Here is a 15,743-nt window from a genome sequence, read left to right as displayed (position 1 = left end):
GTATGCAACGTTGGTGAGGCGCCGGGCGCTCGCACTTTGCTGTACCTCTTGTGTCCGATCTTTGGGTCGCTTTTCTCAGAGTTATTCCGCGTGCGTTGCTGATCTTCAGGGATGTTCGCGTCCGCGCCAGCCCAAACCTAGCTTGTCTGCAAAACGGCGGTCTCGGACCAGGGTATGCAAGCGTTGGGATTATGCGCCTGTCGCCAAGAACTGCTATGGATAAGCGGCCAAATAGATGGGGTTTGGCGATCGGCCTCGTTCTGATCGTCCTTGTCGTGCGGTCGGTTTTCCCAGGCGATGGGTTTTCGGAATTCCCCGAGGGTGACGCAATTGATGCGCCTTCACAGCAAGCTTTAGTGGAAGCCGAGCAGCATGCTGAAAAGGTCATCTCCGCGGCAGGTCTGGAAGGCGCGCAGCAGTATAGCCTAGTGTGCTACGAGGCGGTGCAGGAAGCAGCGCAGATCCAGGACCTTGATCGCTGCTACGCGTTCGACAGGATTGTCTCGGCGAGGATCGAAGGATCGGGGTTGACTGAGCCCAATGCGATTTGGTTCGGTGAAGATGCAGCCAACCAGCGCTGGCAGTCGGCTCTCGATCGTATGGGGCTCAGTGGTAGCGAACTTGACCGCCGGCGCCTGGCGATACTTGCAACACCTTTCGGAAGCGAAACGATCACTCTGGAAACGAGCGCAGACATGGCGCAAGAAGCGCCGCTTGGTCAGCGCGAGACACCGCAAAGCGAGGCTGGCCCTGCCGCGGCTGAGTCTGCGGAAGAGATTTCGCTTGCCGACGCTGCTGCCGAGCCATTGGCCGAGCAACAGGTTGAGAGTGAGGCTGCGCCAATCGAACGGGATCTATCGCGACCGGCGAGGCCGTCAGGGCAGGCATCTTGGACCCGGCGCGTGATCGAGAACTATCCATCCACAGCATTGCGCCGAGAAATCGAGGGCACGGTCGGCCTGAGCGTTACGGTCGACCCAGTAGGCCGCGTTTCGAGATGCACGGTTACATCTTCCAGCGGCTCTTCGATCCTCGACAGTTCGGCTTGCGCGGACATCCAGCGCTACGCCCGCTTCGAACCTGCTCTCGATGCATCGGGTGCTCCTGTCTCCGGTAGCTGGAGCACAACTATCGTTTACGCGATCAATTGAGGGCGTTTTTGCTTTGGCGCTGTTACTCCTCAGCGTCAAATTCAAGCAGTCCCAAGAAGGCGATCAAATCCCGCACCTCCTCATCGGTCAGTTCCGATGGCAGAGTCTCGCGCGAAGACTGGCCAAGGCGCTCGTAGAAATCCACGCGCTCGGTTCGTTCCATCGCATCTGAGCCAGCAAGGCGCAGCGGATCGAAATGCCAGATGATCGCCTCGCCGAGCGTCGGGACAGAGCCTGAATGCGAGTAGGGCGCAGTCCTTGTTACATTAAAGAGCGGCGCAGTCCTGAACAGGAACCTGTCGGCGGTGTTGTGCGTGACGTTGTATCGGCCTTCATCGATCCCGAAACCGTTTCGTCCAAAGCCTGCTTGGGGGAAGGGCACGGCGTGAAAGTCGAAATCGGAAAAGTGCGGACCGGAATGACAGATTGCGCAGCGGCCTCGCCCGTAAAAGAGCAGACCTCCGTTCAAGGCGCTTTGCGAGATGGGAGCTTCATCGAATACGAAGGCCTCAAGCGGCGTCGCTCGAATACGGAAATCGTCTCGTATGAAAGCTGCGAGAGCTTCGGCGATATGGGCGAACTCAATATCGCGCGGCTCCACTCCAAGCACCGATGTCAGGCGCGGTCCGATTGTTTCATCATTGGCAAACCTGCTGGCAATCTCATCCTGTATGGCTGCTGCGCCGCCCACGGCTTCATTTACGAAATTGTCTCGAACTTCTTCGGTGTGAGAGACCATCTCATCAAGCTCGACGGACGGGAGATGAATAGCCACGATAAAGGGATCGGGAGAAGGCGCTTCGCTGCCGAACTGACTGACGATGTCGCCATCTCTGGATTCGACTTTGCCGTCCCAAAAAAACGTCTCGAAACCCGGCGCGCCGCGGCCCCATAGGGGCAGGACGTTACGAGGCAAGATTTGACCTCCTGAGTTCAGCCGCTGCGCTCCCGAGCCCTCGCCACCGACTCCCACGGCATTGGGCAATCCGTCAGCCGAGCCAAACTCGTCGAGATGACAATCGCGGCAGCTTATCTCTGCATTGAGGCTCATCAGATCGGATTCAAATATGAGCCCGCCGACTTCGCTCTGAGCGGGATCGACGGGTACTGCAAGCTCGGCAGCTCGGACAAAGCCGTTGCTGATAGCGGCCTCGCGCAATGCCGAGATGCGCAAGCCCTCGAAAGAAGGGTCCGCAAGGGGCGATGTGTCCGATTCATCTGACCATCGGTGTGTCGTACCGCTCTCATTGCTGCATGCCGCAATCGTGAACAGAAGCGAGGCGGCGCAAAGCGCTATCAGATTCCTAGTAGCGGATTTCATGGATATCGATCACCTCCTGCAGGTCGGAGGACCGCGCTTCGATTGCTCGAAGGCGCATAAGCGCAAGTTCATTCTCGCGCAGCCCCCATTGCATGAGCCATTTTTGGTAAAGGTCATAGTCCTGGCAAATGAGCAGGCCGATCTCAGCAGCCTCGAGAGCCGCCGCGTTGGATGCAGTGGTCTCGGACTCGCTTGACCGCTCGGCCTGGTAATGATCCCGCATCGCAACATCGCATTGTTGGACCAGTAGCCCGTATTCGCCCTGGTGAAGCCACATGAGCCCCGCCCGCCAAAGCGGGAGCGCTACCCATGCCAGAATCAGTCCGGCAACAAGCGCAGCGCCGTGCGAAGCAAACCTATTCGAGCGTAATCCTGAAAGCATCGAGCACCTCAGGTGTTATGGTTCCGGTGACGGTCAGTCCATTGTCGCGTTGGTACCGCTCTAGCGCATCGCGCGTCATCGGCCCGCTCATTCCGTCAATTTCGCCGTCATAATAGCCCGCGGCCATAAGCGAGATTTGCACCCGCATTATGGTTTCGGTGATCTGCGAGGGAGAGGGTTCGGATTGCGATGCTTCCTGTGAGAGGAGCGTTTGTGGGGCGGTCGCGGGAGAGGCAGGCAGAATGGAGGAGGCGGGCGTGCTGCTCTCGTTCCTTGTAGAGCTTCCAGTGGGAACAGGGGCCGGGGCAGGGGCGGGCGCTGGAGTTGCTCTAGGTATCCGCGGCGGCGGGGGAGGAGCGGGCGCTCTTGGCCGGCTACTGGTGCCTGAGCGGTGGCTGCTATGAGAAGAATGGCTCTGGTGCGAACGGTGCTGCGCCAGGCTGAAGAGATGGTCCTGCGCGAAGCGACCAAGCAGCTCGTCTTCGTCTGGCCCAATACCACCCGTAGCTGTGCCACCCAGGTCGCTTTCGAGTGGCTGGCACGCCGTAGTCGGCACGATACCGGCCATCACGAGTCCACTGATGAGGTATTTTCGCTTCTTCATATCGGTTCTACGCGTTCAACAAGGTGGTCTGGATGCCACTCGAAAAAACCGGCGCAGCGCGGCTTTGCCGCGCACGCGTTGCACGCCTTGCCAAATCGCTGCTTCCAGTCGGAGATCGAGGCTACGGCATAGCCGCGATAGGCCTCCTCGATCTGGCAAAGCGGAACATTGAACAGTCTTGGCTCGACGCCAAACAGGACAGCAAAATTGATTGCCTCTGCTATGTGCTCGAAGTTCTCTCGCGGATCGCAATAGAGCTCATCCCACCGCCCCTTTGCAAAACCGATATTCTCAAGACCCATGATCGACCATTGGTCGATATGAGAGAGATAGCGCGTGATGAAGCGCGCGAGGGTGGGCAAGCCTGCGATGTTCTGCTGCATCATAACGGTTCTGAGTTCGATGCGCGCGCCTGCAAGCAGCAGTGTCGAGAAAGACTCCATTAGCCGTTCGAAGGCACCGGGTTTTCCAACTGCAATGTCGTGATGCTCAGGCTTCGACGAATAGAGGGGAATGCCCCATACGACCTTCTCGCGCGGGAGGGCCAAAAGCCGATCGAGATGCTCCTGTTCAAAGTGCTGCGCATTCGTCAAAATATGGAAGGATAGATCCGGTCGTTTAGCAGATACCCCTTCAATGAGCGCAACAAGCTGTTCGAGATAAAGCGTTGGTTCGCCGCCTGAGAAGCCAATTGTCTTGCCGATTGGGGCAAGCAGGCAAGCCTCCTCGAAGTGAGCGAACCGGTCGACATGGGATTTCTTGGGTGGCTGGGAGCACATGACGCAGAGCTGATCGCATCGCTCGGTCACAAGAAGCGTATTGTGATCGGAAGCTGCCCTGATCAGCCGCTCGGCGCTTCCCCTGGCAGGATCGACCAGAACAACATCATTCTCGATTTTCTGCCCTCGGGAGCGGATTTCGAAAAGCCCGTGTTGCCCGCTCCAGAGCGTTGTTGTGTCGCTCCGCCCGATCTGAACGCTATCTGTTGGCAATACTCCCTGGCCAGCCGACAGCCGGGTTACAAAGGGCGTGCTTGCTTCGCTGGTGGCCTCGAAGGCAAGCGGGATCACTGGAAGGTTTCCAATCCGGGAAGCTCCCCGGGAAGTTCTAGCCATCGCGCCAGCGAGTAGCGGACCTTTTCATCCGACGAATAGAGAAGTTCAAAGGCGAGATCGAAGAGATGCAGATGCCTCTTGCAGAAAGCGGTTTCGTGGCGCGGCAAATCGATCCGGCCATAGCGAGAGATATCGTCCACGATGTCTCGCCCACAATAGGGTTTGTACGCACATGCTTCACAGGCGGGATCGCCGTCATTGGTTGACGCTCGATCCAATGCGTCCCGAGCTTCAGTCTGCCAGCCAGTGAGAACATCGCCGATGCTAAGATCGATTACACCTGCGCGTGTTAGCATTCGGGCTTCGTCAGTTGGATAGGCCGTCCCATCGTGATCAATGACCACATAGTCCACCCCGACCGGATTTGGATTGCGCAAATCGACGTGACGGTCGAGGCCCGGCCGGAAAATGCGTTTCAGGATAAGCGTAAAGTAGCTTTCAGACAGGACTTGGGCGCGATCCTGATAGTTTCTCTCGATGATCCGTCTGAGGAACTGCTCGTAGTACGCCGTCCATTGCGAGTTGGTTTCCCGCGATCCCGGATGCTTCTTGCGCGCAAAGCCCATAAAGTTGATCGGTCTGAGATAGATTTCGGTCAGGCCGAACTCGAGATAGGCATCGATAAGTGCATCGGGCTCAGGCGGCGCCTGTGGATTGATCGTGGGAAGCGCTGAAACCTTGCTGGGGCCGTAGCGATCAACCACGAAGTGCAGGTTTTGAAGAAACCTGCTTGGCTCTCTATAAGTGCCGCTGCGCTGCGCTGAATGAAGCGAAGAAGGTCCATCGAGCGAGGTACTAATGGCGACATTGGGCCTATCGAAAATATCGGTAATCTCGTCGGTGAGAACTTCGAGATTGGTGCAGATGACGAACTGGGCCTTCACGCGCGCTGGCACCGCCTCAATCACTCTTGTGATGAGATCCGGGCGAAGTGTCGGCTCTCCGCCTTGAAACTCGATCTTGACGGAGTTCGCGGTCAGGCCGCCAACAAGTGAGATAATTGCATCAACGGTTTCTTCCGACCAATCGTGGCCGGTCGCGTTCAGGGACGCTCTTGAGACCTGGCAATACTCGCAGCTTAGATTGCAGCGAAGCGTAGGCACCAGAATGAGAAAATCGAGTTCCTGAGGCTTGGCCCTGCGTCGTAGTTCAAGCGACCGGGTAGAAAAGCTTTCAAGACGCGACAACGGCGACTTCGCAAGTGTAGGAGAGGATCGTGTGTCTGCTTCGCTTTCAACTGCAGGGGCCGAACGCAGACCAAAGCGCCCGGCTTGGTCAATCTCGAGCGAATCGACCGCCAAATCGCGGCGTTCTCTTACTCGGACTGACAGCGCTCCCGATGCAGTCATACCCCTGTTACTCCTCCATAATTGTCAAGCTATCAGTGGGAAGGAATCATGCAAGTGGGTTGGTCGAATTTGCATAAGAATTTTGTCCGACAACACCAGTTCACTCAATCATCAGCCAATATGACCCGCTCAATGAAGTGCAGGCCAAGACTGAATTCAAATACGCAGAAGTTGGTTGGTGTGACCCTAAGCAATGCGGGTTCTGAACTTCTGCCAAGCCGGTCGCTGGTCTGCTCCGGGCGGTATGTGTCGTAATGGACAGGGGCAGTAAGAACCAGGAGTCCTTCCGATGCCACAAGAGCCCGCCCAATCCCTCAACCGCTGCGCTATCTACACAAGGAAGAGTTCGGGGCGCGGTCTCGATCGCGAGGCGAACTCGCTCGAGACCCAGCGGGAAATCTGCTCGGCCTATATCACCAGCCAGAAATATCGCGGGTGGGTCGAACTCCCGGCGCATTTCGATGATGGCGGGCAGCCGGGCACCACCATCGATCGCCCGGCGATGTCCGGTCTCATGCACGCGATCGAGGCGGGCGAGATTGATACCGTCGTTGTCTACCGGATCGACCGGCTTACCCGCAGTCTGATGGATTTCGTGCGGCTGATCGAGATTTTCGATCGCCATGGCATCGCCTTTATCTCGATCTCGCAGAGGTTCGATACTTCCGACAGCATGGGCAGGATGATTATGAATGTCCTGCTCACATTCTCGCAGTTCGAGCATGAGCTGATCTCGGAGCGGATCCGCGACAGCATGCGCACCCGCAAGCGACATGGGCTCTGGCATGGCGGCCTGCCGCCGTTCGGCTACGTCCTTGAAGATAACGGCCTCGAGATCGTCGATGAGGAGGCGGCAATCGTCCGCTTCATTTTTGACGAGTTTCTGCGCTCCGGGACATATACGGCGGTCTCGAGGACAGTATACGACCGCGAATTCCGGCACACGATAAAGTTCACCAAAGGTGGCAAGCAGAGGGGCGGCAACATCCTGTCGGCGGGAACGGTATACAACATCCTGCGCAATCCGGTCTATGTGGGCGACATTGCCGGGCATGACGGGATGCATGAAGGGCGGCACCAGCCGATCATCTCGCGCGAAGTCTGGGATGCGGCGGTTGCCCTGTGCGCGTCGCGAACCATGGCAAAACCGCATTGCCGTCAGACCGATCACTTCCTCGCAGGTCTGCTATGGGACGATTACGGCCGCCACATGCTCCTGTCGGTCGACTGGTGGAAGGGGAAGCCGTACTACTATTACAATTCGAGCAACGCCTTCTGGGCGCAGCGCGAACGCGTCAAGGCCTACAGGACCAATGCCGGCAAGCTGGACAAACTGATCCTGGCAAGTGTGTGCGAGTTCCTGTGCGACCGACGGAAGCTTCGCGCGGCTCTCAAAACCCTTGGCGTTTTCGGCGCCGAGCTCGACGGGCTTGTCACCCGTGGCCGCGATGCAGCGGATCGCCTTTCGAATACTCCTTCGAGCGCCTTCAAAGACCTTTTCACGGCACTGGTCATCGCGATCGAGCTCGGAGCCGAGCATGTGTCGATCATCTTTCGCTCGCTCGAACTGCGCCGCTTCCTCACCTGGCAGGGCACTGCGACCTTTCACGGAAGGCAGGCGGACTGGTCCTGCAGCGATGCGCGATACGAGCTTAGTATTGCCGCGAGGGCGATATCTGATGAACGCAGCGCAGTTCTCAATCTTTCTGCCCGCCCAGCCAGTCCGGCAACCACTCCCGATCCAACACTCGTTCAACTTATCCAGAAGGCCCGAAAGGCGATGCGGCTCGTCGAGGAGAACCGCGAGAAGTCACCCGATGAGCTGGCCAAAGTGCTGAGGTGCAGGTCAGCGCATTTCTCGCGCCTCGTCCGCCTGAATTATCTCGCACCAGACATTGTTACAGCCATTCTCGACGGAACCCAGCCTGAATCGCTGACAGCGGACGGGCTTTTCAAGGCGAACGTACCGCTCGACTGGGCCGTGCAGCGCAAGCTGTTCGGCTTTTCTGCGCCATCAAGGGAGGTGTGCTCGAAGCTGCTCTTCGGGCGTCCGCGGCGTGGCAAGCTTTCCAATCCCGCGTGAGCAGGTCAGCATCGGAGCTGCGCCTCAAAAGAAACTGCCGTTCATGGCATTCTGCAAGAGTTCTGTATTTCTCCCAAGCGCCCGGGACTTGGTTCGGTAGTCTCGCGGAATTTGCAAAGTCTCTTCTGATGATATCGATGACTGGCTTGGGGGTAATCCGCGCACGGTTTGATGATGGAGAATACGCACAGGCGACTGCTGGTTGTCGCTATGGATTTATTTACGACAGCAAGTGAACTTGAGGCTATCTCATCAATCTCGTCGACGCGAACCGACCGGACAACGGCTGTGTCGAAGGTGCGGCCTAATGCGTCTCGAACAGTTGTCTCAGGCACGTTGCTCTGAGAGAAACCAGCGATCAGAATGCCGAGAGTGGCATTGTCAAAGCAAACACACCTCCAATGGTGCGTCGCTGTCAGTTTCGCTCCTGTCGCTGATCACGGCCCAAAAACCTGCGCTTTTGTCAAAAGCATCCCAGCACAAGTCCAAGAACTGCGGCTTGGATTGGCACAGTGCATAAGCTTTAATAGCGCCATATAGCTCGATGCCGTTACCCGCGCCATGCGCCGCTAGCAGTGTCTCCAGGGGCACGATGCGCCGCCTTTCCTGACGCTGGGCCACCGACGCGCTCGAAGCCGACCTCGGGGACTACAGCGCTGCGCTCGCGTGTATCTGAAATAAAAGTGGAATTTTTCTGCGTGCGGTGCCAGTCTTTGCGAAACGGCGATCGGGGGATCGTCGCAGACAGGGGACGTAAAATGAAATTTCCGATGCTTTGTGCTGCCGCCTTGACTGTCGCGGCTTCGCCCGCTCTTGCGCAAGAGGCTGCCGCGCCAACGTCCTCACCCGTGCCGGTGCGCCTGTCCGTCGCCGCTGGGCCTCAAGGATACGCCGTGCTGCCGCAGGGCACACAGGTCACCGTCCGGCTCATCGAGAATGTCACCACCAGCGGCGATGACTGGGAGGCGGGCGACACGTTCCGACTCGTGGTCGCGCACGACATCATGTTGGGGCAGTACATCGTAATTCCGGCCGGATCGCCGGTGCAGGGCCGCATCACCGATCTGTCGAGCCGCGGCGCATTTGGGCGCTCGGGCAAAATGGATGTCGAGATCGAGCATATCGTCGTGCAGGGCCAGCAGATCGCGGTAAACGGCACCTTCCGGCAGGAAGGCGAAGGCGCCACGCTGGAGACGCTCGGCGGGGTGCTGGTCGCGGGGATCTTCGCGGGCTTCGTCACCGGTGAGAGCGCGACCATCCCGAACGGCCGCGAATTGGTGGTGACGACTGAACACCCGCTCGAGCTCGATGTGCTCGCCAGTGAGATTTCCGAGCAGAGTTCCCAGATCAGCGAAGCCGATGCGAACTGGCACACCTATTACCCGTACACCGACCCAAGCCTTACACCCTCGGCGCGCGTGATGCAGGCACGACAGATGCGCGACGCGGCGATTGCCGATGCGCGCGCGCAGGCGGCGGGCACGGTAAGTATTGTCGCGGCGCAGCCGGCGGTGCTGGAAACTGACGGTTCCACAGGAGCTGAAACCGCTGTCGAAGTCTCGGCGGAGGTGGAATAACCGGGGAAGCGCAGGCGACGAAGGGCGCGTCATGAGATTTTCAAGAGGGGCAATTGAAATGAAGAGAATGCTTACTGCCATAGCCGCCGCGGCAACGCTGTCCGGCTGCGCCTCCATAGCGCCATCAGCAAATGTGGGAGGTCCGTTTGCTGGGGCGGAGGGAATGGTTTCGGCCAGAAACTACCTGCTGCCATCGCAACACGCCGCCGCGCTGACCGATGAGGGAATCCGCGCGTTCATCCTGCTCGACAACGACGATCTCGGCCGCAACCGCAAGATCTGCAGGGCCTTCGAACGCCTTCCCGACGCCGGGCTTTACGAACAGATCGGCATGGGAGACCAGGTCGCACCTGTTCATTGGCCGCTTGTGCGACCGATTTCTGAAGACCTGACCGGCGATGCCCGCTGCAACGCGCTGATCGAGAATTACAGCTGGCCGATCGGCACGGTCGTCTACCGCATGGCGAACCTTCCGCGACCCAGCACCGTCTACCTGGTGGCGATGGACGGGCGGGATTCGTTCTACTTCGACATCGATGACGGCTCGCAGGCCCAGCTCGATCAGATCTTCCTTGGCTGGCACGAGTATGCAGCGCTTAACCAAGGCCAAGCCGGGACGACACTGAAAGACAGGATCACGCAGATCGTGGAAGCCATCTGCGGATCGGGGATGTACGACATCCTGATGAGCCGCCTGCCCGAAGGCCGCCTGGTGAGCGATGTAGTCGGCATCGCATATCGCGACGGTGAATGCGCCGCGGCGCTGACTTATGCCGAAGCGCCCGCCGTGCCGACGGCCGGGCCGGTGAGTTGACCGATCGCCAGGCTGCGCTCGCGGATCAATCGATCTGCGCGCGCAGAACATAAGAGTGACCTACAAGACCCGCCGCTCAGCCGTTCTGGCTGAGTGGCAGATCCTCGCGGCCCGAGCTAAAAATGGGTGAGGGCTAGCTGAGTTGAGCGGATATAAGTTGCGGCCGGACCGACAGCACCCAGACGCGCGTATCTGCTGATTAATCCCGGAGGTGGCGATCCTGCCCGAATGCAACTTTTTCGCGTCGTCCACCTAATTCTGGTCACATCGCAAAAACGCTATTCTTTTACCAGAAGCGTTTCATCGCGAGTCTAAGAACGGCAATCTGAATGGGCAAAGTGCATTTGCTCTGACAACACCTACAAGAGGATTTGGGTCTCCTCGTCGTGGCCAAGGAATGAAAGTGAAGCCGACATTTTCCTTTGTAAAATAGCCAGTCAAGCTGGTGGAGAAGAGCGCCTGGACTTTTGTGATCAGCTTCAGACCAAAATCGGGCCACCACCCGCATTGGGGTCCGAGGGGTCGACAGGTGTGTCAGGATCCCCGCCTGGTGGCTCCACATCCGGATCAGAGCCGGGGTTGTCTCCGGGCGGTGGCGTTTCCTTCGGCTTTTCTGCCTCCTTCACCGCATCTTTAAGTTTTTCCAAGATCGCGGCGAGCTGAGCAAGTGACTGCGAGCTGTTTTCGGAAAGAATGGCTTCGGCCAGCTTCGCTCCGAAAGCAGTAACCAGCGAGTTTGCGGGGTCAGACGAAGGTAAGGTCGGCAACGTCGCAAAGCCGGTCGTGACCGGCGTCGCAAATGTCAGGCCGTTGGCACCGAGCAAGCTGGACACCGAAGGGTCTGCGGGCTTTATGCCAGTATTGCCTTTACACTCGTTGGGTTTGTCGACCCATTTCCAGAACGGATCCTCAAGGTCGGGAAATTCTTCGCAGGCATCGCATTGCCCGAGAGCTGCGTCTGCAAAAACACCTGAGGTCGGCAATACGACCAGTTCTCTTGAAAGCAGCTCGGGGTCATCGAGGAGCTCCTCGCCACTTCCTGCAACGGTAAAGACCAGATAGTGCCCGAATATTCCAATTGGCAGAGGGTTAACAAGCTCACTAAGCGGTGAGGCGCCGCAAGCAATGCCCTCGAACCGAGTAATTCGGGAATTTACGTCTTCAAGCAGCCACAGGAGCATATTGTAATAGTGACTGTTGCAATTGAGGTGATTGACATAGGCGTTGACCAGCGACTTGGCCTCGGCGTCCTTGTCAACGTCAGCAGTCAGGTCGGGCTGCGGAGCAGCGGGCGGCGGTGCTGGAACGATTGACGGAGTTTTGGTGCTTGATTTTCCGCGAATTTCTCCGGGCGTCCCTGATCCCAGCGGCTTGTAACCTTGGCCATTCGGGTCACTGTAGCTGACGTCATAGGAGTCGATCGTTACGGCCCAGGAGCTGCCATTTTCGAGGCCCACAAACTGGATCTGAGCTGGATCAACCGAGATGCCTGTAACCGTGTGGGTATAGCTACTTCTCTTCTTCCATCTGTCGCTTCTAGAAACTGCCAACTTCCTGACGCTTCCGTCACGCAAGTGCAGAACAAGGTAAAAGGGACGATTCTTGTCCAACCCATTATTGCCGATGCGAACTGACAGCTGGAACTGGCTCGTCAGCTTGTTGTCGTCCTGAGCTGGAAGGCCGGGAGAAGGGGCGTCTTCATCACCCTTTTCGGTAAGGCGAAGCGCGTCGCACAGATCCGGCAGACAATCGTCAATGAGGAAATCCTTGAGGAGCGGATAAACGCATCTCGCGCGACGGGAATCGAATGGCTTAATTTCATGTGGAACGAAATAAACATCCTGATGTCCAAGAAGGCTGGTATTAACAGCATGATTTTCAAGAACTTCGTGATAAAATATGTTGAGAACATGACAGTAGTTCTTGTTGCAAATCGCACGATACGAGAGCTGCTGATTCTGGGATGCGGACTGCTCTGCAACAATGGTCTGGTGGTCCCTCCGCCACCGCTCTGCCGAGCTGCGGATGCTTTCGGTAAAGTTTCTTGCTGATTGAGCCGAAAAACTGTTCCTATTGTACGACGCGCCAGCTGCCAAACCAACCGAAATCCCGGCGCTGGGAATCGGTATTTCCGCACTTGCGGCCCTGCTAATCCCGAATGACTGGCCAAGCGCGCTCATGGTTTCAGACAGGGCGTTGGCGCGAGAGAGCGATGTCGAGGCAAGTTCTCTTGTCTCGGTGTCTCGCGACGCTCGCGCAAATTGCCGCTGCTCCCATGAAGAGATTGCCAGCGTAACGCTTTCACCGGGAGCTAATGCGAGGCTATAAAGCAGATCACCGTAGGAATATCCAAGACGATCCCACTGCACAGAGAAGAGGAGTGCCTCGCCGCGGTGGATTGCGTGCGTAACGCCAGTAGCGTCGGTGCACTGCAAGGCATTGCGCTCCGTCAGAACAACCTGCTTGTGATTGAACAGCCTGCGCGTTTGATCCATCGGGACCAGACGACTGCATCGGTCATTCCCAAACTGTAGGTCGTCAAAGTTCTGAATGAGTGACGGAAGAAGGTCGATATCGTCGATGCCGATCCCTCCCTGGATTGAAGACGTATCGCTTTCGCTGGCAGTTGAAACACCGATGGCATCAGCCGGCGCAGAGCTTTCAGTTATGATTTCCAAAGGACCTGAAAGCGCGAACAGGAACTCTGCGTCAAATGTGGAGGTGCTATTGCTTGCGCCGCCCACTCGGACGCTGAGATCACGAGCACCAGGACCCTTAAGTTTGCGCTTTATTTGGTCGGTTTCAAAGCCGACCAGACCCCTCTCGCCTGTGATTAGCAATGCGATCGACACGAAGGCCTTATCATCGTCTGGCTTTGCGTCATCAGGAGCACATTGTGGAATGAAATAGCCTATTTCGACCTGTATGCCTTTAACAGGCTGGCGTGCCCGATCCCTTATTGCAAAATATAGCTTCTTCATTACGACCCCCATTTTCCAGACCCAATATTTCGGGCTGGCCCTCTATATTTGCGCGAGCATAGGCAGATTTGTCCAATTAGAAAAGCGGATTGATATGAGAACGCATTGAAAGAATTGAGCTACTGTTTTACATTTGCTCGTGAAAAGTTTTTTCTCGTCGTGACGACAAGTGTGCGCATCGCTGAAGTTTCGACAGGTCACGAACCCCAAGAAATTCGCATTAAGGGAGGTCTGCGTCGATCCGCGACACTTGCGGTTGGCCTGGCATCACCCTCTCGTGTTCCGGTTCCCCAGTTGGGCCAGCAACAGCTAATCAAGAAGCCTGAAGCGAGAGCAGCCGGCTAACGCTCGGCAATCAATCCTAATGCAACTGCGCAGGTGACTTAGCTGCCATAAGCTCTTCGAACCGGCACGCGACCTTGCGCCATAGGGCGACCCCGGCGAAGTCTCCGGCTTCGAGAAGCCGGTCCTGCTGCTGCGCAATGTGGAACCATCCATCCGCACCGTGGTGCTTTTCTACCCACAGCGCCATGCCCAGAATTTCCTTGTCACGCGTCATGCGCCGCACAAGGTTCTGTCGCCGCGGCCATGGTACTGTCACCAGTGTCTGCGCCAGTTTGCTGCGGAAACATAAGCGAGCTTGTTCGCTCTGCCGGTAATGAGATGGTGCCGTCCTCGGTGGCCGCCAGCGTGCCGGGATGGCCATAGGCAGAGGCTGTGAGGAGAAAGAACGCCGATATCGCGATCGCCAGCATGATGAGGACCGATATCAGCCCGAGGACCGTTTCGAGGATGCGCTGCCGCGGGGTCGGCGCCCGGTGCTTGTTGGGATCATCCCACTCCCTCATCAGCACCAGGGCTCCCTGCGCCCGCTCCAGGTTCGGGCTACCCCTGCAGCCACCATTTGATCGCCAATAGACCCCGCATCGTTGGTAATGATGGCCAATGTCCGGCCATAGCGGTCCTCGCCCTCGCGGATAATCCGGTAAGGGCCGGCATTAAGGAGGCTCACCAGCGTGTCACGGGCCTCGATCGCCAATGCGCGCTCGCGCGGACATTCGCCATCGAGCTCGGGCGTATCGATATCGGATATGCGGATGCGCTCGCGTTCGATCACAATAGAGTCCCCGTCATGCACACAGGTGATGCGCACGCCGCTGGCGGGGCAAACAGCAATGGTGACGGCAAGCAGAAGATCGAACATCCGAGCGAGAATAGCGTGAAGATCAGCGGGCTCCAAGCAAAAGCAAATGATCATAGAGGGCATTGAAGACCTGATCGTCACGCGCCAGCGATCATAGCAGCTCTGTCCCAGTACAAGCGCCGTCGGCCGCAACAGCCGGGCAGGCCAGTCTGGTTTGCTAATGCCCTAGTGGCAAGCGCTGCAAATTGGGTTAGCTATGCGTGACGATAGGGAGGGGGAATGATGGAACTTACTCAGGCAGTATCGATCGAACCCGGGACGTTCCTGATCGAAGGCTATGCTCAGCTGATCTCTCCTCCCTATGAGCAGGAAGCGATCCCGAAACCCGCAGCGTTCGATTACCTTTCGGCATCCCTGATCGAACTGGAGCAAGAGGCGCTTTACGCAATTGCTCGGGAGATGAGCCGAACCGCATTTTTGCTATCCTCGAAGTTCCTGGATTTTGACGACAGGCGATTGGCAGGCCGCGCAATTGGTATGCCGAACCGCGGGAGCAGGGTCGAGCTCTCCTTCCGTTCAGCGAGCGTCGATTCCCGACTGGGTGAGCATCGAAATCAGTTTCTGCCGCTTCGCTTGATGCGCTTGCGCATGGGCAATGGAACGATCGATTTCCTCGTCGATCACACGCTTCTTGAAGAAGGCTCGCTTCGAAAGGCCAAATCCGGCCTCGTGAGGTTCTCTCTCCCATTCCTGGTCGCCTTTGCAGGCGCAGGCGCGGGTGTCGGTGCAAGCAAGTTGGTTGTCCAGTGGCGCTACAATGCGACGCTGGAACGATCGATTTCAGGGTCAACCTGTGAGAGCGATTTGGGGTTCTCGATCAACTTCGGGGAGTTCAGCGAGCTCGCCGAACGGTCGCTTGACTGGGAGGCAGACGGGCTGAGCGACAGTGATCGACGAGAAAGAGTATGCAACCTCCAGCTTGCCCTGCGTCTCGCTGGCTATCCTCCGGGGCCTCTCGACGGCGTCTATGGCCAGAAGACAGCTGTGGCTTGGGAACACTTCGTTAGCACTGAAGGTGTCACAGCCTACGCCCATTCGGAGCAGCTAGGCAGATTGCTGTGGTCAGCGCGCGAAGCCGTTCGCAATTAGAGCAGGCATTCTCAAAACTCGCATCAACCTCAATTCGAGCAAGAGGTGCGAGGCAGAGCAGTCGCCACATCAG

14 protein-coding genes are annotated in these 15,743 nt (G+C 57.6%); 5 read left to right on the top strand and 9 right to left on the bottom strand.

The features are described 5' to 3' along the window. The first annotated feature begins 242 nt into the window (after positions 1–242). Complete coding sequence (locus tag ACS0VV_RS09645) at positions 243–1,151, top strand: TonB family protein (protein WP_483532500.1); 909 nt, start codon at positions 243–245, stop codon at positions 1,149–1,151. Positions 1,152–1,173: 22 nt separating this feature from the next. Here the strand turns inward: ACS0VV_RS09645 and ACS0VV_RS09640 are convergent, their stop codons facing one another. From ACS0VV_RS09640 to hxsB, 5 genes are all read right to left on the bottom strand, one after another. After that, a complete protein-coding gene (locus ACS0VV_RS09640) occupies positions 1,174–2,310 on the bottom strand; it encodes a His-Xaa-Ser system-associated MauG-like protein (protein WP_483532499.1) in 1,137 nt (378 codons plus the stop codon). Between the two features lie 145 nt (positions 2,311–2,455). After that, entirely contained in the window at positions 2,456–2,854 is a 399-nt protein-coding gene (locus tag ACS0VV_RS09635) for a TIGR03982 family His-Xaa-Ser system protein (protein ID WP_483532498.1), read from the bottom strand. Then, positions 2,829–3,422: a His-Xaa-Ser repeat protein HxsA gene (hxsA, locus tag ACS0VV_RS09630; protein ID WP_483533522.1), complete on the bottom strand. Its 594-nt coding sequence runs from the start codon at positions 3,420–3,422 to the stop codon at positions 2,829–2,831. The genes ACS0VV_RS09635 and hxsA overlap by 26 nt, the downstream gene beginning before the upstream one ends. A 32-nt stretch (positions 3,423–3,454) precedes the next feature. After that, positions 3,455–4,528 (bottom strand): His-Xaa-Ser system radical SAM maturase HxsC, encoded by a 1,074-nt coding sequence (hxsC, locus tag ACS0VV_RS09625; protein ID WP_483532497.1) that lies wholly within the window; start codon positions 4,526–4,528, stop codon positions 3,455–3,457. Further along, a complete protein-coding gene (hxsB, locus tag ACS0VV_RS09620) occupies positions 4,525–5,922 on the bottom strand; it encodes a His-Xaa-Ser system radical SAM maturase HxsB (RefSeq protein ID WP_483532496.1) in 1,398 nt (465 codons plus the stop codon). The genes hxsC and hxsB overlap by 4 nt, the downstream gene beginning before the upstream one ends. 289 nt (positions 5,923–6,211) lie before the next feature. On the opposite strand from hxsB, the gene ACS0VV_RS09615 reads away from it, so the two are divergent. The 3 genes from ACS0VV_RS09615 to ACS0VV_RS09605 all read left to right on the top strand — a co-directional run bounded on the left by ACS0VV_RS09615 (position 6,212) and on the right by ACS0VV_RS09605 (position 10,396). Continuing rightward, positions 6,212–8,005 carry a recombinase family protein gene (locus ACS0VV_RS09615; protein ID WP_483532495.1) on the top strand — a complete coding sequence of 598 codons (1,794 nt, stop codon included), beginning with the start codon at positions 6,212–6,214 and terminating at the stop codon, positions 8,003–8,005. A gap of 758 nt (positions 8,006–8,763) precedes the next feature. After that, positions 8,764–9,582: an SH3 domain-containing protein gene (locus tag ACS0VV_RS09610; protein WP_483532494.1), complete on the top strand. Its 819-nt coding sequence runs from the start codon at positions 8,764–8,766 to the stop codon at positions 9,580–9,582. A gap of 163 nt (positions 9,583–9,745) precedes the next feature. Continuing rightward, complete coding sequence (locus tag ACS0VV_RS09605; RefSeq protein WP_483532493.1) at positions 9,746–10,396, top strand: hypothetical protein; 651 nt, start codon at positions 9,746–9,748, stop codon at positions 10,394–10,396. A gap of 479 nt (positions 10,397–10,875) precedes the next feature. Here the strand turns inward: ACS0VV_RS09605 and ACS0VV_RS09600 are convergent, their stop codons facing one another. The 4 genes from ACS0VV_RS09600 to ACS0VV_RS09585 form a co-directional block, all read right to left on the bottom strand. Further along, positions 10,876–13,377 (bottom strand): hypothetical protein, encoded by a 2,502-nt coding sequence (locus tag ACS0VV_RS09600; RefSeq protein ID WP_483532492.1) that lies wholly within the window; start codon positions 13,375–13,377, stop codon positions 10,876–10,878. A gap of 361 nt (positions 13,378–13,738) precedes the next feature. Beyond that, positions 13,739–13,936, bottom strand: a complete 198-nt coding sequence (locus ACS0VV_RS09595) for a DUF6961 family protein (protein ID WP_483532491.1) — start codon at positions 13,934–13,936, stop codon at positions 13,739–13,741. After that, on the bottom strand, positions 13,926–14,225 hold the full coding sequence (locus ACS0VV_RS09590) for a hypothetical protein (protein WP_483532490.1): 300 nt from the start codon (positions 14,223–14,225) through the stop codon (positions 13,926–13,928). Before ACS0VV_RS09590 ends, ACS0VV_RS09595 begins: the two co-directional genes overlap by 11 nt. Continuing rightward, the gene (locus ACS0VV_RS09585) at positions 14,225–14,581 is read right to left on the bottom strand and encodes a thermonuclease family protein (RefSeq protein ID WP_483532489.1); all 357 of its coding nucleotides are present in this window, start codon (positions 14,579–14,581) and stop codon (positions 14,225–14,227) included. Before ACS0VV_RS09585 ends, ACS0VV_RS09590 begins: the two co-directional genes overlap by 1 nt. Before the next feature lie 219 nt (positions 14,582–14,800). Here ACS0VV_RS09585 and ACS0VV_RS09580 point away from each other — a divergent pair, with 219 nt between their 5' ends. Next, a complete protein-coding gene (locus tag ACS0VV_RS09580; protein ID WP_483532488.1) occupies positions 14,801–15,670 on the top strand; it encodes a peptidoglycan-binding domain-containing protein in 870 nt (289 codons plus the stop codon). Positions 15,671–15,743: the final 73 nt, after the last annotated feature.

It is taken from the genome of Aurantiacibacter sp. KMU-128 (assembly GCF_056933515.1).
This window is presented reverse-complemented; position numbering and strand designations above follow the sequence as displayed.